Below are 18587 nucleotides of genomic sequence, written 5' to 3' on the forward strand. Positions count from 1 at the left end.
GGTTGTCGGTGATCATCTTCTCGGCCTTGTCGAACTGGCCCGAGCCGCGCTGCGGATAACCGCAGCACAAATAGCCCGGTGGCAGCACGGTCTGCACGCCGGCATGCCAGAGCATGGCTTGCGTGGCCAAGCCCACCTGGCTGAACAAGCGCTCGGAGCCGCAGCCCGGGAAATAGAACACCGCTTCCGTCTCGGCCGTGGTGGCGGCCGGGTTGCGGATGATGGGCACGTAGTCCTTGTCCTCGATATCCAGCAGCGCGCGCGCCGTCTTCTTGGGCAGACCGCCGGGCAGCTTTTTGTTGATGAAGTGGATGACCTGTTCCTTGATCGGCGCTGGGCCGAGCGTGGCGCGCGGGGCCTCGGTCTGCTTCTTGGCAAAGGTCTTCAGCACATCATGCGCCAGGCGCTGCGCCTTGAAGCCCACGCCCACCATGGCCGCCCGAGCCATCTTGATGGTCTCGGGGTTGGTGGCATTGAGCATGAACATGGCCGCGGCATTGCCGGGGCGGAAGCTCTTCTGCCCCATCTTGCGCAAGAGGTTGCGCATATTCATGGTCACATCGCCGAAGTCGATCTTGACCGGGCAGGGGTTGGCGCATTTGTGGCAAACGGTGCAGTGGTCGGCCACATCCTCGAACTCTTCCCAATGCTTGATCGAGATACCACGGCGGGTCTGCTCTTCGTACAAGAACGCCTCGACCAGCAGCGAGGTGGCCAAGATCTTGTTGCGCGGCGAATAGAGCAAATTGGCACGCGGCACATGGGTCGCACAAACCGGCTTGCACTTGCCGCAGCGCAGGCAGTCCTTGATCGAGTCGCTGATGGCGCCGATATCGCTTTGCTGCATGATCAGCGACTCATGCCCCATCAAGCCGAAGCTGGGCGTGTAGGCATTGGTCAGGTCGGCAAAGGTCGTCATGGACTCAGGCCCGCCCAGGCGCAAGAGCTTGCCCTTGTTGAAGCGACCTTCCGGGTCCACCTTGGCCTTGTAGCCGGCAAAGGGCGCCAGCTCTGCGTCGCTGAGGAACTCCAGCTTGGTGATGCCGATGCCGTGCTCGCCGGAGATCACACCGTCGAGGCTGCGCGCCAGCTTCATGATGCGGGCCACCGCCTCATGCGCGGTCTGCAGCATCTCGTAGTTATCGGAGTTGACCGGGATATTGGTGTGCACATTGCCGTCGCCAGCATGCATGTGAAGCGCCACCCAGACCCTGCCGCGCAGCTGCTCCTGATGGATGCGCTTGCACTCATCCAGAATCGCCGCAAAGGCGCCGCCGGTGAAGATGGCTTGCAGTGGCTTGAGGATTTGCGTCTTCCAAGAAGCGCGCAGGCTGTGGTCTTGCAACTGGTCGAAGAAGCTACGGCCATCGGCTTGCGCCACATCCAGCTGATCCAACCACAACTGCCACTGGCCACCGACCTCATCCAACAGCGCGAGCGCCTGCTGGACCCGGTCGCCCAGCAACTCGGCACTGGGGATGTCGCCCGCGTCATCGCTCTTGCCCAGGGGCAAAGCGCCTTGGCTGAACAGTTTTTTGAGCGCCGCCACAAAGCCCAGCTTGTTGCGCAAGCTCAGCTCGATATTGATGCGCTCGATGCCCAGGGTGTACTCACCCATGCGCGGCAGCGGGATCACCACATCCTCATTCACCTTGAAGGCATTGGTGTGCTTGGAGATGGCCGCGGTGCGCTTGCGATCCAGCCAGAACTTTTTGCGCGCATCGGCGCTGATGGCCACAAAGCCCTCGCCATTGCGGCCATTGGCCAGCCGCACCACTTCTGAGGTGGCGCGGGCCACCGCATCGGCGTCCTCGCCGACGATATCGCCCACCAAGACCATCTTGGGCAGGCCGCCGCTGGAAGCGCCGGCCAGATTGGCACGCTTGCTCTTGGTGGCGTAGCCCACCGCCTTCAAGTAGCGGTCGTCCAAATGCTCCAGGCCCGCCAGCACCGCGCCGCCGGGGCGCTTGGCTTCGGCGAACATGAAGTCCTTGATGTCGACGATGGCCGGCACGCAGTCCTTGGGGTTGCCGAAGAACTCCAGGCAGACCGTGCGCACATGGGCCGGCATCTTGTGGACCACCCAGCGGGCGCTGGTGATCAGGCCGTCGCAGCCTTCTTTTTGGATGCCAGGCAGGCCGGCCAAGAATTTGTCGGTGACGTCCTTGCCCAGGCCTTCTTTGCGGAAGACGCGGCCGGGGATGTCCAAGCGCTCAGTGCGCTCCAGCTTCTTGCCCGAAGCGTCGAAGTAGCGCAGCTCAAAGCTGGCCATCTCCACATCATGGATCTTGCCCATATTGTGGTTGAGGCGAACCACATCCAGCCACTTGGCATCGGGCGTGACCATGCGCCAAGACGCGAGGTTATCGAGCGCCGTGCCCCAGAGCACCGCCTTCTTGCCGCCGGCATTCATCGCCACATTGCCGCCCACACATGAGGCCTCGGCGCTGGTCGGATCCACGGCGAAGACAAAGCCGTGCTGCTCCGCCAAATCGGCCACCCGCTGCGTCACCACGCCGGCTTCGCTGAAGATGGTGGCCACCTCGCGGTCCATGCCGGGCAGGGTCAGCATCTCGACGCCGCGCAGCGCTTCGAGCTTCTCGGTGTTGATGACCGCGCTGTTCCAGACCAGGGGCACGGCGCCGCCGGTGTAGCCGGTGCCGCCGCCGCGCGGGATGATGGTCAGGCCCAGCTCGATACAGCCCTTCACCAACTGCGCCATTTCGGCCTCGGAGTCGGGGGTCAGCACGACAAAGGGGTACTCGACCCGCCAGTCGGTGGCGTCGGTCACATGCGAGACGCGGGCCAGACCGTCGAACTTGATGTTGTCGCGCGCCGTGGTCTTGCCCAAGAGACGCGTGGTGCGGCGGCGCAATTCGGCCACCGCATCAAACTGGGCCGCAAATTGATTGATGGCCTTGCGCGCCGCTGTCAGCAACTCGCCCACCGAGGCATCGCGCTGCGGGTCACTGGCCGGGTCACGGCGCCGCTCCACCTCATGCAGGCGGTGCTCCAAGGCCTCGATCAAAAGGCTGCGGCGCTTCGGGTTGTCCAGCAAATCGTCTTGCAAATAGGGGTTGCGCTGCACCACCCAGATATCGCCCAAGACTTCGTAGAGCATGCGGGCCGAACGGCCGGTGCGACGCTCTTGACGCAGTTGATTCAGCAGCTCCCAGGCATGACTGCCGAGCAGGCGGATGACGATCTCGCGGTCGGAGAAGGAGGTGTAGTTGTAGGGAATCTCGCGCAGACGGGGTGCAGCTTCGGCACCATGCTTGGCAGGAGGCAGATCTTGAGCGGGGACAGACATCAGCGGATGCGGTGCATTCATGGCGGCCGGGCGCGGACAAAGCGCCCATGGTTGGCTGCAACCCGGCCTCCTGGGAAGGCCTTGGTCGCAAGGCTGGAATTTTGCAACGGCGCTGGCGGGCTTTTGGCCCTGGGCATCGTGAGACAAATCTAATCAAATCAAAGCCCGGGCGTTCTGCCGGGCTTCAGCGGGTATCGGCCTTGGGTTGGCCCATCACCTGCCCGGCGGGGCATGAACCCAGGGCCGGACCGCGAATCCTACCGCAGCCCCTCATTCTCCCTGCGCCACAGACTCAATGCCCTTGCTAGCCAGAGCGCGATTCGGCCCCAAAGCTTCGCGGCGAGGCAAGTGGCGCTTCGTTGTGTGCGAAGTGCGCGCAAGACCTGGCCCCGAACTGTCACAATTCGCGCCGAACATCCTAGGTTTGCATTTCCCGTACATCCCCTCAAGACGGAGTCTCAAACATGATTCACAAAACGATGGCCCCTACCCTGGCGCTGCTGCTGGCTGGCGGACTGTTCAGTACCTCGGCCCAGGCCCAGGTGGAAGTGCAATGGTGGCACTCGATGAGCGGCGGCCTGGGCGACTGGGTCACCGATCTGGCCAAGGACTTCAACGCCAGCCAAAAGGAATTCAAGATCGTGCCCACCTACAAGGGCAGCTACGACGAATCGATGACGGCCGCCATCGCCGCCTTCCGCGCCGGCAATGCACCGCACATCCTGCAGGTGTTTGAGGTCGGGACCGCCACCATGATGGCCAGCAAGGGCGCCATCGTGCCGGTGGGCGAAGTGATGAAGATGGGCGGAGCCAAGTTTGACCCCAGCGCTTATGTGCCCGCCGTGGCGGGCTACTACACCGCCCCCAATGGCCAGATGCTGAGCTTCCCCTTCAACAGCTCAACCACCGTCTTCCACTACAACAAAGACGCGCTGAAGGCCGCCGGCATTGACCCGAACAAGCCGCCATCGACCTGGCCCGAGGTTGCCCTGGCGGCCGCCAAGCTCAAGGCCAGCGGCCACAAATGCCCCTTCACCACCTCCTGGGTGAGCTGGACGCAGCTGGAAAGCTTCTCGGCCTGGCACAACGTCGAATACGCCACCAAGAACAATGGCTTCGGCGGTCTGGACACGCGTCTGGCCTTCAACAGCCCGCTGCATGTGCGCCATATCGAGAATCTGGCCAATATGAGCAAGCAAGGCCTGCTGATCTACAAGGGCCGTGGCAATGCCGCCGACGCGACCTTTGTCTCAGGCGAATGCGCGATGATGACCGGCAGCTCCGGCATGTACGCCAATATCAAGAAGAACGCCAAGTTCAGCAGCGGCATTGCCCCCCTGCCCTACTACCCAGACGTTTCCGGCGCACCGCAAAACACCGTCATCGGCGGCGCCAGCCTGTGGGTGATGGCCGGCAAGAAGCCTGCCGAATACAAGGGCGCCGCAGCCTTCTTCAGCTACCTGGCGCAAGCGGAAGTCGCGGCCGAAAGCCACAAGCGCACCGGCTACCTGCCGGTCACCAAGGCCGCTTTTGAGCTGACCGACAAGAGCGGCTTCTACAAGGCCAACCCCGGCACCGATGTGCCGGTGACCCAGATGATCCGCAAAACCACCGACAAGTCGCGCGGCATCCGCCTGGGCAACTTTGTGCAGATCCGCACCATCATCGACGAAGAAATGGAACAGGTCTGGGGCGGCAAGAAGAGCGCCAAGGAAGGCCTGGACACAGCCGTGCAGCGTGGCAACGAGCAACTGGAACGTTTCCAAAAAGCCAATAAAGGCTAAGGCCCGCTGAACCACAATCAACCCGCCGTGTTGGTGCTTACCGGCACGGCGGGTTCTTGTTTTTAGGCCCCGCCTGTCTACCTTTGCCCACCCCATGGAAAAACGCGTTCAATTCAATACTTCCTGGCTGCCCTGGCTGCTGCTGATGCCGCAATTGCTGGTGATCACGGTGTTCTTTTTCTGGCCGGCCGGCCAAGCCATCCTGCAATCGCTGCAGCGCCAAGACGCCTTCGGCATGTCGACCGAATGGGTTGGGCTAGAGAACTTCCGCGACCTGTTCAATGACGCCAGCTATCTGGCCTCCTTCAAGACCACGGCGGTGTTCTCGCTGCTGGTGGCCAGCATCGGCATTGCCGTCTCCTTGCTGCTTGCAGTGATGGCCGACCGGGTGGTCAAGGGCGCGGGCTTTTACAAAACGCTGTTGATCTGGCCCTATGCGGTGGCACCGGCGATTGCCGGGGTGCTGTGGCTCTTTATGTTCGCGCCCTCCATCGGCGTGGTGTCGTATGCGCTCAATGCACTCGGCATCCCCTGGAATCATTTGCTCAATTCCAACCATGCGATGACCCTGGTCGTCATGGCCGCGGTTTGGAAGCAGATCTCTTACAACTTTTTGTTCTTCTTGGCGGGCTTGCAGTCCATCCCCAAGTCCTTGATCGAGGCGGCAGCCATCGACGGCGCTGGCCCCTGGCGGCGTTTTTGGACCATTGTGTTCCCGCTGCTCTCGCCGACCACTTTCTTCCTCTTGGTGATCAACGTCGTCTACGCCTTCTTTGACACCTTCGGCATCATCGACGCCGCCACCCACGGCGGCCCCGGCAAAGACACCGCCATCTTGGTCTACAAGGTGTATTACGACGGCTTCAAAGCCATGGACCTGGGCGGCTCGGCCGCACAGTCGGTGGTCTTGATGTTCATCGTGATTGCGCTGACGGTGGTGCAGTTCCGTTATGTCGAGAGAAAAGTTCAGTACTGAAGAAGAGGCAGCTAAAACACCATGATTGAACGCCGCCCCGCTCTGACGGTCTTGTCCCACCTGGTGCTGATCCTGGGGGTCTTGATCGTCGCCTTCCCGCTCTACATCACCTTTGTGGCCTCCACCCAAACGGCCGACGCCATCGTGCAGGCACCGATGCCGCTGCTGCCCGGCGGCCACATGATCGACAACTACAAGGCCGCGCTGTTTGGCGCCGAAACCGGCGCCGGCTCCAAGGCGCCAGTGGGCCAGATGATGATGGTCAGCCTGATCAGCGCGCTGACGATTGCCATCGGCAAGATCGCCATCTCGCTCTTGTCGGCCTTCGCCATCGTTTACTTCCGCATTCCCGGCAAGCCCTTTTTCTTCTGGGCCATCTTCGTCACGCTGATGCTGCCGGTGGAGGTGCGCATCGGCCCGACCTACCAAGTGGTGGCGGATCTGGGCCTCTTGAACAGCTACGCCGGCCTAACCGTGCCCTTGATCGCCTCGGCCACCGCCACCTTTTTGTTCCGCCAGTTCTTCATGACGGTGCCGGACGAATTGATTGAGGCCTCACGCATGGATGGCGCCAGCCCGATGCGCTTTTTCAAAGACGTGCTGCTGCCGCTGTCCAGCACCAGCATCGCGGCGCTGTTCGTCATCCAGTTCATTTACGGCTGGAACCAATACCTGTGGCCGCTCTTGGTGACCACCGACGAGAGCATGTACCCGGTGGTGATCGGCATCAAACGCATGATCAGCGGCGGCGACGCGGCCAATGACTGGAACATCATCATGGCCACCGCCATGCTGGCCATGATCCCGCCCGCCTTGGTGGTGATCTTGATGCAGAAGTGGTTCGTCAAGGGCCTGGTCGATACTGAAAAATAATAGAAAAGAAGAGCACTCCTATGGCAAGCATTTCTTTGCGCAATGTCGTCAAACGCTATGGCCACGGCCCCAAGGCCAACCCGGTCATTCACGGCGTCAATGCCGAAATCAAGGACGGCGAGTTCATCGTCATCGTCGGCCCCTCGGGCTGCGGCAAGTCCACCTTGCTGCGCATGGTGGCGGGCTTGGAAGAAATCTCCGGCGGCGAGATCGCCATTGGCGGGCGCGTGGTCAACGAGGTGGAGCCGGCCGATCGCGACATCGCCATGGTCTTCCAAAACTATGCGCTCTACCCGCATATGACGGTGTTCGCCAATATGGCTTACGGCTTGAAGATCAAAAAAGTGCCCGAGGCCGAGATCAAAGCGCGCGTCGACAAGGCCGCCAAGATCTTGGAGTTGGGCGCACTGCTGGAGCGCACACCGCGCCAGCTCTCCGGCGGCCAGCGCCAGCGCGTCGCCATGGGCCGCGCCATCGTGCGCAACCCGCAGGTGTTTTTATTCGATGAACCGCTCTCCAATCTGGACGCCAAGCTGCGCGCCCAAACCCGACTGGAGATTCAAAAGCTGCACCGCGAGTTGGGTGTGACCTCTTTGTTCGTCACCCACGATCAGGTGGAGGCCATGACCCTGGCCCAGCGCATGATCGTGATGAACGGTGGCCATATGGAACAGATCGGCACGCCCGAAGAGGTCTATGCCCGCCCCGCCACCACCTTTGTGGCCGGCTTCATTGGCTCGCCGCCGATGAATCTGCTGAAGGGTCTGGCCTCGGACAGCAGCTTCACCGTGGGCGGCATCAGCGTGCCCTTGCCCGCACCGGCGCCGCGCGATGGCGAATTGATTTTGGGCCTGCGCCCGGAGCACTTGGACCATTGGCACGACAGGGAAGCCGGCGGCCCCGGCTGGCCCTTCACGGTGGAGATGATCGAAATGTTGGGCGCCGAGCGCCTGGTCTACGGTCGTCTGGGCAGCGAGATGTTCACGCTGCGCATCGACGGCACGCTCACCCCACCGGCCATCGGCGCCACTTTGATGCTGGAGCTCAGCGACAAGCATCTGCACTGGTTCGACCCGCAGACCACCCGCCGGGTGGAGAAGTAAGAGGAAAGAGATGCAAGCATCGCCCCACTGGCCCCTGCCCTTTTGGATTGCGCACCGAGGTGCTGGTAAGTTAGCGCCGGAGAACACCTTGGCCGCCTTCCGGCTGGGGGCGCAGCACGGCTACCGGGCTTTTGAGTGCGATGTGAAGCTGTCCAGCGACGGCGTTCCTTTCTTGCTGCATGACGCCACGCTCACGCGCACCAGCAATGGCCAAGGTGTGGCCGGCGAATTACCTTGGGGCGAGCTTTCGCGCCTGGACGCCGGCAGCTGGCACAGCCGCGCCTATGCCGGCGAGCCGCTGCCCAGCTTGGAAGCGTTGGCCCGCTTCGTCCTGGCCAATCGCTACAGCTTCAATATCGAAATCAAACCCACGCCAGGCCAGGCCTTGCGGACCGGCCAAGTCGTCGGCCGCGAGGTCTTGCGTTTGTGGGGCGGCTCAGGTCTTGCGCCGCTGTTCAGCTCCTTCGAGCCGGAAGCCTTGCAAGGCGCTCGCGAGACCGCGCCTGAGATCTTGCGTGGCCTGCTGCTGGACAGCTTGCGCGAGGGCTGGTTGAGTGAAGCCCAAGCCCTGGGCTGCGCCGCCGTCATCACCAATTACCGGCTGATGGACGAGGCCACCGTCGGCGCCATCCATGCCGCCGGCATGAAGGCCCTGGTCTACACGGTGAACGACGCAGAAGCCGCCCAAGCCCTGATGGATCGAGGCGTGGACGGCATCATCACCGATGCGGTGGACCGGTTTTGTCCGGTTTGACTTCAGTCTAAAACGGTCAAGCAGGCCGCATACGCTGGGCCTTATAGTTTGCCATCCACTGACATCGACATAACTCACTACTTAGATTACTCGATTGCTTCATTCAGATTGGGAGTACGCAATGAAACGTCGCACCTTCACCCGCCTTGTTCCTGCGCTCAGCTGGCTTGCCGCCAGCTTGGCGGTCGCTCACGGTGTCAACCCGCCCACGGTCGCACCCAGCGAAGAGCCAGTCACCGTCTTCGTGGCCAAGAAGATCGTCACCATGGACCCCACCCAGCCGAGCGCCACCGCCGTGGCCGTGCGCGGTGGACAGATTCTCAGCGTGGGCTCTCTGGCCGATTTGCAGCCCTGGCTGAAGGCGCACCCGCACAAGATCGACACGCAGTTCAAAGACAAAGTCTTGATGCCGGGCATGATCGACCCGCATATGCACCCGCTGCTGGGCGCCATCGCCTTCCAGACCACCTGGATCACGCCCGAGCCCTGGAACATCATGGGCCAAAAGACGCCGGCCACCATCGGTCAAGCCGACTATCTGAAGGCGCTCAAAGCCGCCTTTGCGGCGCGCAAGAAGGACGCGCCCCTCTTCATGAGCTGGGGCTTCAGCGCCGACACCCATGGCGAGCTCTCGGGCGCCGCGCTGGACGGCATCTCCAAGGAGGTGCCCATCCTGGTCTTGCAGCGCTCCATGCACGAGATCTATATCAACACCCCCATGCTGGAATTGCTCAAGAGCAAGGGCTTGAAGCCGGAAGCCTTCAAAGACCATAAGCAAATCGATTGGACCAAGAACCACTTCTGGGAGGACGGCATGTTCTCCGTGGCTCTGCCTTACCTCTCCAATTTCTTGCTGGCCCCTGCGGCCGCAGACCCTGGCTATCGCAAGACCGTTGACTACCTGACCTATAACGGCGTGACCACCGTGGCCGATATGAACACCGGCGGCACGAATTGGGATCTGGAGATGGGCGCGCTCAAGCGCAATTTGGACCGCCCCGACTCCTCGGTGCGTGTGCGCCTGACACCGGACGTTTACAAGATCGGCCTGACGCTCAAGAGCCCCGAGGCGGCCATGAAGCGCGTTGCCGAACTGAAGAACGAAAACACCCGCCACCTGGTGTTCAACAACGGCATCAAGCTGTTTGCCGATGGCGCCATGTTCTCGCAAGCCATGCAGATCAATCAGCCCGGCTATATCGACGGCCACCATGGCGAATGGATCACCCAGCCCGCGCCCTTTGAAGAGATCGCCCGCAGCTACTGGAACGCCGGCTATCAGATCCACGTCCACACCAATGGCGACGGCGGCGCCAAGATGGTGTTGGACACCCTGCAGAAACTGCAGAACGAGAAGTTCCGCGCGGACCACCGATTCACCATCGAGCATTACGGTTATGCCAATGACGGCGTTTCGCGCCGCATCGCGACCTTGGGCGCTTCGGTCTCGGCCAACCCTTTCTACCTGCATGACCTGGGCGACCGCTATGCGGCTGTTGGCCTGGGCACCGACCGCGCGTCTCGCATTGCGCCGCTCGGCGGCTTGGTCAAGCGCAATGTGGCGGTCTCCTTGCACTCCGACTTCCCCATGGCCCCGGCCGAGCCCTTGTTCCTGGCTTGGACGGCCGCCACGCGCGAAACCATGTCGGGCAAGGTCTTCGCACCGGCTGAGCGCCTGAGTCTGGATCAGGCGCTGCGTGCCGTCACCATCGATGCCGCCTACACCATCGGCATGGAAAACGAGTTGGGCAGCATCGAGGCCGGCAAGCTGGCCGACTTTGCGGTGCTGGACAAAGACCCCTACGAGGTGGGCGTCAAGGGTCTGCGCAATATCAAGGTGTGGGGCACCGTGTTTGAAGGCAAGCCCTTCAAGGCCAAAGTGGGCGCGCAGTAAGTCAGCGCTTAAAGTAAATCAGGCGCTTCGAGTTCGTCAGTAAGCCACGCTGAAGCGCTGGCGGTGATGCGCCGGCCGCTCCATCTCATCGAGCATGGCCACGGCATAGTCGGCCACGCTGATGCGGCTTTGGCCCTCGGCGTCGGTCATCAACTGGTCGCCGCCCAAACGGAAGACGCCGGTGCGTTCGCCCGGAGCCAGCATGGCCGCGGGGCTGAGCAGCGTCCATTCCAACTCGGGTTCGGCTTGCAACAAGCGCAAAGCTTGTCGAGCGCCATCCGCCGAGGCTTTCCATTCGGCGGGGAACTGCGGCGTGTCCAGCAGGTTCACACCTGGCGCCACTTCTAGCGAACCGGCACCGCCCACCACCAAGAGGCGTGGTGCGGCTGCCGCCTTGGCGGCGCTCAAGATGGACTGAAAGCCCTGCAAGAAGTAGCCCAACACATCGGCCTGTGCATGGCCGCTGAAAGCGCTGATCACCACATCATGGCCGCGCAGGGCCTGGGTCAGCGCAGCGGTGTCTTGCACATTCATCGCCTGGGCCTGCACGCCCGGCAGCGCCGGCACTTTGTCGGGATGCTGAACCAAGGCGGTCACCTGATGACCGCGCTGCACCGCCTCTTGCAGCAGTTGCGAACCAATAAAGCCGGTGGCGCCAATCAATGCAATCTTCATGTTTGAACTCCAGTTTGGGTTGCGATGGACTGAACTTTGCCGGAGTCGATTGAATAGATAAACAGCAACAAACTAAACTGATTGTTATTGAATTCAATACAAACTCTCGGAGCATCACCGCATGAACCCCGCCCCGCATGTGGATCTGAATGATTTGCTGGCCTTTGCCGCCGTCGCCGAGGCCGGCAGCTTCACCGCTGCGGCCGAGCGCCTGGACAGCAGCAAGGCGCGCCTGAGCCTGCAAGTGCGCCGGCTTGAAACCGCCCTGGCTCAGGAGCTGTTTCACCGCACCACCCGGCGCCTAACGCTCAGCGAGGCCGGCGCGCAGTTGTTGGACAAAAGCATCCCGCCGCTGCGCTTGGCACTGGAGGGGCTCAGCCACGCGAGTCGCGGTGCCGCACCGAGCGAGTTGAGTGGCACGCTGCGCATTGCCAGCACGGTAGAACATGCGGTGCAGCAACTGGCGGCCTATGTGGCCGAGTTTGCGGCCCTGCACCCCAAGCTGGAGATTGATCTGCGCAGCAATGACCGGGTGGCGGATCTGGTGCGAGACGGCATCGATATTGCGCTGCGCAAAGGTTGGCTGCCGGACTCCTCGCTGCGGGCCGTCAAGCTGGGACGCTTTGAGCAAATCCTGGTCGCCTCACCGGACTATTTGCAGCGCGCGGGCCGCCCTAAGAAGCCCGAAGACTTGGCGCAGCACGACTGGCTGGCGCTGACCCTGCTGAGCACGCCGCTGACTTGGAAGTTCAGCGACAAGCGCGGCGAAAGCACCACCGTGCGCATGAAACACCCGCGACTGAGAACCGACAACCCCGGCACCCTGCGCAGCCTGGCCGAAGCCGGCGCCGGCATCACCGCACTGGACAACGCCAGCGTGGCACCCTCCATCGAAGCGGGCCGCTTGCAACGCCTCTTGCCGCAATGGCGCTTGCCCGAAGGCGGCCAGTACGCGGTATTCCCGCCCGGCCGCCATCAACCGCCGCAAGTGCAAGCCTTTATGGCGTATTACAAGGCTAAGTTAGAGGCCGCCTAGGCCCTGATCGCGCGCGGCGTGGACGGCATCATTGCGGATGCGGTGGATCGGCTTTCGCCGGCGGCTTGATCGCGTGCGCGCCCTCTGAGTCCGAGCAAGGCTCAGGGAGTTTGATTGCGACCGTTTGGGCAGGTTCGCCGTACACCTGCACTTCAGCAAGCAAGCGGCAGCTCTGTGGCTCGTAGCTCAACTGATTGAGCACTTCGCGGTTGAACTGTCGCAAGGGCGTTTCAAAGTAGTACACGCCGAAATAATGCTGCCTGAGCACCAGATCCTGCCAATAAGTGCCAAAGGCTCCACGGCTGTATGCATAACACGCCCTATCTGGACCGCAAGCGACATTGATGTCATCGCGGGCCGTGAGCTTAGCAATCAGCATGATGGGAATGGCCAAGCTCAGCACCAGCAGAAGCAGGGAATTCAGTGCCAGGGCCAGGATTTTGAGCAGCTTCACCCACCACCGCCGGGCACTGCTCGAGAACAGTCTCACCTGCCCCAGCATGAGCGCCGCCAAATCAGCAGATAGGGCATCAAACTTGCGTAGCCGACTAAATGCACCGGGCCAAGAATCATGGCCACAGACGCAGCCGCAAGCATCACTACGGCGGCCGTCACTGGAGACTTCAACGCTGCCGAGCCAAGACGCTGAGCCCAAGACTTGAAATGAAACGCCAGACCGCTAGCCGATGCGCGCATAGACACAAGTATTCCTCACCTCGCCCGCCGGGGTCAGGCTGTCGCAGCGCAGAATGCCTTCGAGCTCGAAGCCGCAGCGCTCAGCCACCGCCCGGCTGCGAGCATTGACCTCGTCCATGCGGATCTCGACTCGGCGCGCCTGCAACTGCTCGAAGGCCAGCCGAGTCAAGGCCCGCACCGCTTCGCTCACATAACCCTGACCCTGAGCGCTGGCGCGTATCCAGTAGCCGATCTCGAAGCGTCGCACCTGCCAGTCAATCCGGTGCAGGCCGGTGCCGCCCAGCAGACGCCGGCCCTCGGGCGCCCGGTCATAGATTTGATAGACCAGATCGCGGCGGGCCACAAAGTCCGCGCATTGGCGGCGCGCCACTGCCTCGGAATCCTCAAAGCTCGGCGCTTGCTGCGCCCAGGGCATCCAGGGGCTGAGTTGGCCGATGGACTCGGCAATCGCCACCGCCATGGCCGGGCCAATGCCGGGCCGGGGCGCGGCGATCAAGAGGCGCTCGGTCTCCAGGCTCTCGGGCACCTCGATCAGAATGGGGTCAGGTCTTGCTTGCATCTCGGCTCCCCTGGTTTACTTGTCAGACCGAGGCTGAGACAAGACATCGGTCTGCGTCTCAAAGCCGGGGCCGGGCATGGCTTCGGCGCCGAGCTGCTGCTCGTCGAAATCATCTTCCTCCGGCTTGGGCAACTCGCGCACGCTGCGCAGCACCGGGTAGCGCCAGGCCAGCATCCCCAGAAGCAGCGTGCCCACGCCAGCAAACATCAGCGCGGAGCGCAGGCCCAGGTGCTCACCCAACCAGCCGCCCGCCAAGGCGCCCGGCCCGGCCGGCAGAAGAATCAGCCAGCGCATGGTGCTGGTCATGCGGCCCAGCATGGGCGCCGGGGTCACCGCCTGCCGCAAAGACAAGAAGTTGATGAAGATCAGCACCGCACCGACACCAAAGGTGAACAGCATGAAGGCAAAGGCCGCAATGCCGATAGGGCCGACGGGCGCCAGCGACAGGCCCAGCCAGCCCAGGCCGGTGACCGAGACCCCCGCCACCAAACAAGGCCCCGGCCCCAGCTTGGCGCTGATGCGGTGGCCGAAGACGCTGGCCAAGACCGTACCAGCGCCCAGCGCCACATAGCTCAAGCCCACTTGCTGAGCGCTCAAGCCCAGGCTGCGGGTGGCAAACAGAATTTGCACCACCTGCGCGGCATTGTTGAAGAGCTGCCAGCAGCCCACGGTACAGGCCAGCGCGATCAGCAAGGCGCGCTCGCGCACGAACTGCACACCGGCCTTCAGATCGCGCCAAAAGTGCGAGTCTTCCGCCCTGCGCAACTCTTCATGCACCTTGATGCCACGCAGAATCATGGCCGAGAACAAGACCAGCACCGCGTCCACCGCCAGCGCCATCGGCGCCCCCATCAGCTTGATCAGCATGCCGGCAAGACCTGGCCCCGCCACCTCAGCGCCACTCGAAGCCAAGGCATTCTTCGCATGTGCTTCCACCAAACGGTCGCGGCTGACCACCTGGGTCAGAACGATCTGCGCCGCGCTACCCGCCGTGGTGTAAACCGTGCCCAGCACAAAGCCCACCACATAAAGCCAGGTCATATTGAGCCAGCCCATCACCGCCGCCAAAGGCACGGTGGCCACCGCAATCGCCAGCAAGGTTTCGCCCCAGATGTAGACCGGCAGCTTGCGCACCCGGTCCAGCCACACGCCCGAAGGCAGCGAGAACAGCACGAAGGGCAAGATCTCCATCGTGGTCAACAGACCCATCTGGGTCGGCGTGGCATTGAGCAGCAAGGCCGCCGTCAAAGGCAGCGCCAGCATGGTGACTTGGCCACCCAAAGAGCTGATCAGAATGGACGACCACAGGCGCCGGTAAACAGCGTCCCGCAAGAGGTCATTGGGCGGCAGCGTCAAGGCGCTGCGCAGGCGGTCAAACCAGGACATGGTTTGTTGCATGAGAAAAACTCCAAACTTCTTGGGCTCGGGTTCCGGTGCGGCTTTGAAAAGCGGCTTTGGGAATCAAGCGAGAACTCGGGGCGACTCGGTCCTGAGACTGAGCACGCTGAAAGCCGGGAAAACGACTGGCGCGGCGGCTGGGTAGACAGCTTGAGATCAAGCGTCTGGGGCAAGCGTCAAGGCTTTGCGGCCCCTGCATCATGGGTGTCATGATTGCCGCAATTGCGAGGACTGCAACAACTGCAATCGGGGCCATCAACACCTGCGCACACGCTCGAACGCACGCCTGGGCAGGCGCTGCATCGGGTGCGGTCAAGGAGTTTGGTCATGGCTTTTGGCTTCGCGGCGAGCGCCTATCCTAGCAGGCCACGCGGCGATCGGCGCGTGTTGAAAGCCATGGCCAGGCGTTCACAAGCGCTCATCTGCCCGATCACGCGGCGGCCTGCGCTGGGCCGAGAGGGTGCGCGACTCGCGCTGAAAACCCAGCGATTCATAAATGCCAATCGCCACGTCCTCGGGGTCGGCGCACATGACCAAGCGCTGCAGCCCCATCTGCTCGAAACCATGGCGCAGCGTGGCGGCAATCAAGCCGGTGCACAGCCCGCGCCGACGCCAAGCCGGATGGGTACCCACATGCTGAAAGCGCCCCAGGGTGGAGGCCTCGCCCACTTTGAACAAGCCGCAATCGGCGAGCAGTTGATCGCCTTGCCAGATTCCGAACCAATGCCCGCGACCGGCACGCTGCAGCGCGGCATAGCGCTGCAGCTGCCGCTCGCGGTGGCGCCGGTAGCCGGCCGGCTCAAAGCCGGCCTCCATAGTGGCGCATTGCAGATCCAGCGCCCGCTGCAGATCCGGGCCTTGGGTCAGATCGAGCGCGCGGAAATGAAAGCCTGCGTCCAATGGCCTCGCCTGCGGGCGAGGGGCCTGCGCCTCCAGAACCAGAGTTTCGGTCGCGTAGATCTCAAAGCCCGCCGCCGCCCATTGGATCAAGGGCTCATGCGGCCCGCTTGCATCAAAGCCAATCGCCACATGGCCGGACTCGGGCGTGAAGCGACCCACCTCATCCTCAAAACGCTGCAGCCAATGCGCCAGTTCCGCATCGCGCGGCGGCTTTGGCAAGATCAGGCAATTGCCCCAGTAAAACAGCGGATTTCTGGGCGTGCGGACCACCACGCAATCGGCCCGCTCGCTGACCAGGCCGTCGAAGCGGGCGAAGCCGATCTCGGTTTGCCAGCCCAGCGAGAGTCCCTCGACCCGCGTCAACTCAGAAACCAACCGCAGCCCCGTCGCGGCGCGGATCGCTGGCCGCCACATAGCCTGCTTCGGCCGGGTCGCCCAAGCGCCAGATGAACTGGCCGGCACCGAAGTCTTGATAACTGTCGTGGATATCGCCGATCTGATGGCCCAGGGCCTGCAGGCCGGCAATGGTATCGGGCGGCATGTGCGGCTCCACATTCAGCGACAAGCCCTCGTTGAAGCGCCAACGCGGCGCATCGCAAGCGGCCTGCGGGTTCTGACCATAGTCCAGCATGCGCACCAGGGTCTGCATATGGCCTTGCGGCTGCATATTGCCGCCCATGACGCCGTAGCTCATCACCGGCTGCCCGTTCTTGGTTAAGAAGGCAGGGATGATGGTGTGGAAGGGCCGCTTGCCCGGCGCCACTTGGTTCGGGTGGCCGGCCTCCAGCGTGAAGCAGTGGCCGCGGTTTTGCAGCGAAAGCCCGTAGCCCGGCACCACAAGCCCCGAGCCAAAGCCCATGTAATTGCTTTGGATGAAGCTCACCATCATGCCGCTCTCGTCGGCCGTGGTCAGATAAATGGTGCCGCCCTTGACCGGGTTGCCGCATTGAAAATCTTGCGCGCGGCGCGGGTCGATCAGCTTGGCGCGCTCGGCCAGATAAGCCGAGTCCAGCATCTCGGCGGCGGTGACGTTCATGCTGCGAGCATCGCCGACATAACGGTACACATCAGCGAAGGCCAGCTTCATCGCCTCGATCTGCAAATGCTGCGAGGCCACGCCGTCCACCGCATGGCTGGGCAGGTCCAGATGCTTCAAGATGCCCAGCGCGATCAGCGCCGCAATGCCTTGGCCATTCGGCGGAATCTCATGCAACTCATGGCCGGCATAGCTCTGCGAGATCGGCGTGACCCACTCAGGTTGATAAGCGGCAAAGTCGGCCGCCGTCATCGCGCCGCCGGTCTGGCGCGCAAACGCCGCCACCGCCTCGGCCACCTCACCGCGGTAGAAAGCCTCGCCCTTGCTCTCGGCGATCAAGCGCAGGGTACGCGCTGCGGCCGGGAACTTGAACAACTCGCCCACCTCGGGTGCGCGCCCGCGCGGCAAAAAGGCCTCTGCAAAGCCGGCTTGCTGGGTCAGCTCGGACACGGCCGCCGCCATCGCCCATTTGCTTTGCACCACCACCGGCACCGCATAGCCGCGTTCGGCGATTTCAATGGCAGGCGCCATCAGGTCGGCAAAGGGCAGCTTGCCAAAACGCTCGCTCAGAGCCACCCAGCCGGCCACCGCGCCGGGCACCGTCACCCCGCCCCAGCCGCGCTTGGGCGGATTCTTCAGCTCAGGCCCATAGGTCTTGAAGAAATAGTCCGGCGTCCAGGCCGCTGGCGCCGTTCCCGAGCCATTCAAGCCATGCAGTTGCTGGCCGTCCCAGAGGATGCAAAACGCGTCCGAGCCCAAGCCATTGCTGCAGGGCTCGACCAAGGTCATGCAGGCCGCCGTGGCAATGGCCGCGTCCACTGCATTGCCACCCTGGGCCAAGATGCGCAAGCCAGCCTGCGCGGCCAGCGGATGCGAGGTAGAGACGATGTTTCGAGCAAACACCGGGCTGCGCACGCTCGGGTAGCTCTTGTTCCAATCAAAGCGCTGGGGGGAAGTCATGATGGGCGAGTCTCCGGTTTCTTGTGAGGCCATTGTGGCTGTTCCTTGGGCAACAGGCACCGGAAAGGCGCCAGTGCTCGCACAGCCAAGTCCGTGCCGCCATGGCTACCCCGCAAAAAAGAGCAAGCCACAAAAAGGCGCTGTCCATGGCAAAACAGCATTCAGGGTTCTTGATCAAGCAAGTGAGAAGGTGCGCTTGAGTGGTGGTCTTCAAGGCTACCTCGACCTCTTGTTCCCGACCCTCAGTTGCCCCGATGCAAGAGACTGCAAATTCAAGACCTGCGCTGTCAAGATTTACCGTCGAGTCTCAAGCCTGCGCCCATGCTCGACACGGTTGAATCATTAGACTGATCGCACCGTACAACAAGGTCGCAAGCCAAACATGCCCAGCCTCAGAACCACGCTGATGATCGCTATCACCGGAGGCGCCCTTCTATTCGCTGGCTACAAGGCGTGGTTTGAGCGCGCCGAACGATCCATCGACACGCCTGAGCAGTCACCCAAGATTGCGCCGTCTGCATTGAGCGTCTCATCGGCCGTGGGTCAAATTGTTGCCGCGACACAAGCAATGCCATCGGCAGGTTCCGCGCCTATGCCGGCCTCCACAACGGCGATATCGTCTGGCATTGGCTC

The 18587-nt window shown here is 62.6% G+C and carries 14 protein-coding genes; 7 read left to right on the plus strand and 7 right to left on the minus strand.

Features of this window, described 5'->3' with window-relative positions; translation table 11 throughout:
* Nucleotides 1-3331, minus strand: a 3331-nt coding sequence (locus ACOVRJ_RS06090; protein ID WP_422042998.1) for a DUF3683 domain-containing protein, incomplete at its 3' end; no start/stop codon positions are given.
* Between the two features lie 443 nt (nt 3332-3774).
* On the opposite strand from ACOVRJ_RS06090, the gene ugpB reads away from it, so the two are divergent.
* The 6 genes from ugpB (at nt 3775) to ACOVRJ_RS06120 (ending at nt 10694) form a co-directional block, all read left to right on the plus strand.
* Nucleotides 3775-5094 carry a sn-glycerol-3-phosphate ABC transporter substrate-binding protein UgpB gene (gene ugpB, locus ACOVRJ_RS06095; RefSeq protein WP_422042999.1) on the plus strand — a complete coding sequence of 440 codons (1320 nt, stop codon included), beginning with the start codon at nt 3775-3777 and terminating at the stop codon, nt 5092-5094.
* A gap of 94 nt (nt 5095-5188) precedes the next feature.
* The gene (gene ugpA / locus ACOVRJ_RS06100) at nt 5189-6070 is read left to right on the plus strand and encodes a sn-glycerol-3-phosphate ABC transporter permease UgpA (RefSeq protein ID WP_422043000.1); all 882 of its coding nucleotides are present in this window, start codon (nt 5189-5191) and stop codon (nt 6068-6070) included.
* 21 nt (nt 6071-6091) lie between these two features.
* Nucleotides 6092-6943 (plus strand): sn-glycerol-3-phosphate ABC transporter permease UgpE, encoded by an 852-nt coding sequence (gene ugpE / locus ACOVRJ_RS06105; protein WP_422043001.1) that lies wholly within the window; start codon nt 6092-6094, stop codon nt 6941-6943.
* Between the two features lie 20 nt (nt 6944-6963).
* Nucleotides 6964-8046, plus strand: coding sequence for a sn-glycerol-3-phosphate import ATP-binding protein UgpC (locus ACOVRJ_RS06110; protein ID WP_422043002.1), 1083 nt, complete (start codon nt 6964-6966; stop codon nt 8044-8046).
* A gap of 10 nt (nt 8047-8056) precedes the next feature.
* A complete protein-coding gene (gene ugpQ, locus ACOVRJ_RS06115) occupies nt 8057-8800 on the plus strand; it encodes a glycerophosphodiester phosphodiesterase (RefSeq protein WP_422043003.1) in 744 nt (247 codons plus the stop codon).
* 121 nt (nt 8801-8921) lie between these two features.
* On the plus strand, nt 8922-10694 hold the full coding sequence (locus ACOVRJ_RS06120; RefSeq protein WP_422043004.1) for an amidohydrolase: 1773 nt from the start codon (nt 8922-8924) through the stop codon (nt 10692-10694).
* A gap of 36 nt (nt 10695-10730) precedes the next feature.
* Here the strand turns inward: ACOVRJ_RS06120 and ACOVRJ_RS06125 are convergent, their stop codons facing one another.
* A complete protein-coding gene (locus tag ACOVRJ_RS06125; protein ID WP_422043005.1) occupies nt 10731-11369 on the minus strand; it encodes an NAD(P)-dependent oxidoreductase in 639 nt (212 codons plus the stop codon).
* A gap of 121 nt (nt 11370-11490) precedes the next feature.
* Here ACOVRJ_RS06125 and ACOVRJ_RS06130 point away from each other — a divergent pair, with 121 nt between their 5' ends.
* Nucleotides 11491-12405 (plus strand): LysR family transcriptional regulator, encoded by a 915-nt coding sequence (locus ACOVRJ_RS06130; protein ID WP_422043006.1) that lies wholly within the window; start codon nt 11491-11493, stop codon nt 12403-12405.
* 28 nt (nt 12406-12433) lie between these two features.
* On the opposite strand, the gene ACOVRJ_RS06135 is transcribed toward ACOVRJ_RS06130, so the two are convergent.
* The 5 genes from ACOVRJ_RS06135 to ACOVRJ_RS06155 all read right to left on the minus strand — a co-directional run bounded on the left by ACOVRJ_RS06135 (nt 12434) and on the right by ACOVRJ_RS06155 (nt 17954).
* Nucleotides 12434-12859 carry a hypothetical protein gene (locus ACOVRJ_RS06135; RefSeq protein ID WP_422043007.1) on the minus strand — a complete coding sequence of 142 codons (426 nt, stop codon included), beginning with the start codon at nt 12857-12859 and terminating at the stop codon, nt 12434-12436.
* Between the two features lie 225 nt (nt 12860-13084).
* Nucleotides 13085-13660, minus strand: coding sequence for a GNAT family N-acetyltransferase (locus ACOVRJ_RS06140; RefSeq protein ID WP_422043008.1), 576 nt, complete (start codon nt 13658-13660; stop codon nt 13085-13087).
* Between the two features lie 15 nt (nt 13661-13675).
* Complete coding sequence (locus ACOVRJ_RS06145; RefSeq protein ID WP_422043009.1) at nt 13676-15058, minus strand: MFS transporter; 1383 nt, start codon at nt 15056-15058, stop codon at nt 13676-13678.
* A 408-nt stretch (nt 15059-15466) separates the two neighbouring features.
* The gene (locus ACOVRJ_RS06150; RefSeq protein ID WP_422043010.1) at nt 15467-16333 is read right to left on the minus strand and encodes a GNAT family N-acetyltransferase; all 867 of its coding nucleotides are present in this window, start codon (nt 16331-16333) and stop codon (nt 15467-15469) included.
* The gene (locus ACOVRJ_RS06155; protein WP_422043065.1) at nt 16323-17954 is read right to left on the minus strand and encodes a gamma-glutamyltransferase family protein; all 1632 of its coding nucleotides are present in this window, start codon (nt 17952-17954) and stop codon (nt 16323-16325) included. The genes ACOVRJ_RS06150 and ACOVRJ_RS06155 overlap by 11 nt, the downstream gene beginning before the upstream one ends.
* Between the last annotated feature and the right edge of the window lie 633 nt (nt 17955-18587).

The organism is Roseateles sp., from assembly GCF_049240545.1.
GTDB lineage: Bacteria > Pseudomonadota > Gammaproteobacteria > Burkholderiales > Burkholderiaceae_C > Paucibacter_A.

Excerpts from the sequence above, each read along its gene's own strand:
- ACOVRJ_RS06110 (WP_422043002.1), top strand. The coding sequence starts at position 6,964 with ATGGCAAGCATTTCTTTGCGCAATGTCGTCAAACGCTATGGCCACGGC.
- ugpQ (WP_422043003.1), top strand. The coding sequence starts at position 8,057 with ATGCAAGCATCGCCCCACTGGCCCCTGCCCTTTTGGATTGCGCACCGA.
- ACOVRJ_RS06140 (WP_422043008.1), bottom strand. The coding sequence starts at position 13,660 with ATGCAAGCAAGACCTGACCCCATTCTGATCGAGGTGCCCGAGAGCCTG.
- ACOVRJ_RS06130 (WP_422043006.1), top strand. The coding sequence starts at position 11,491 with ATGAACCCCGCCCCGCATGTGGATCTGAATGATTTGCTGGCCTTTGCC.
- ACOVRJ_RS06120 (WP_422043004.1), top strand. The coding sequence starts at position 8,922 with ATGAAACGTCGCACCTTCACCCGCCTTGTTCCTGCGCTCAGCTGGCTT.
- ACOVRJ_RS06155 (WP_422043065.1), bottom strand. The coding sequence starts at position 17,954 with ATGACTTCCCCCCAGCGCTTTGATTGGAACAAGAGCTACCCGAGCGTG.
- ACOVRJ_RS06125 (WP_422043005.1), bottom strand. The coding sequence starts at position 11,369 with ATGAAGATTGCATTGATTGGCGCCACCGGCTTTATTGGTTCGCAACTG.
- ugpE (WP_422043001.1), top strand. The coding sequence starts at position 6,092 with ATGATTGAACGCCGCCCCGCTCTGACGGTCTTGTCCCACCTGGTGCTG.
- ACOVRJ_RS06145 (WP_422043009.1), bottom strand. The coding sequence starts at position 15,058 with ATGCAACAAACCATGTCCTGGTTTGACCGCCTGCGCAGCGCCTTGACG.
- ugpA (WP_422043000.1), top strand. The coding sequence starts at position 5,189 with ATGGAAAAACGCGTTCAATTCAATACTTCCTGGCTGCCCTGGCTGCTG.
- ugpB (WP_422042999.1), top strand. The coding sequence starts at position 3,775 with ATGATTCACAAAACGATGGCCCCTACCCTGGCGCTGCTGCTGGCTGGC.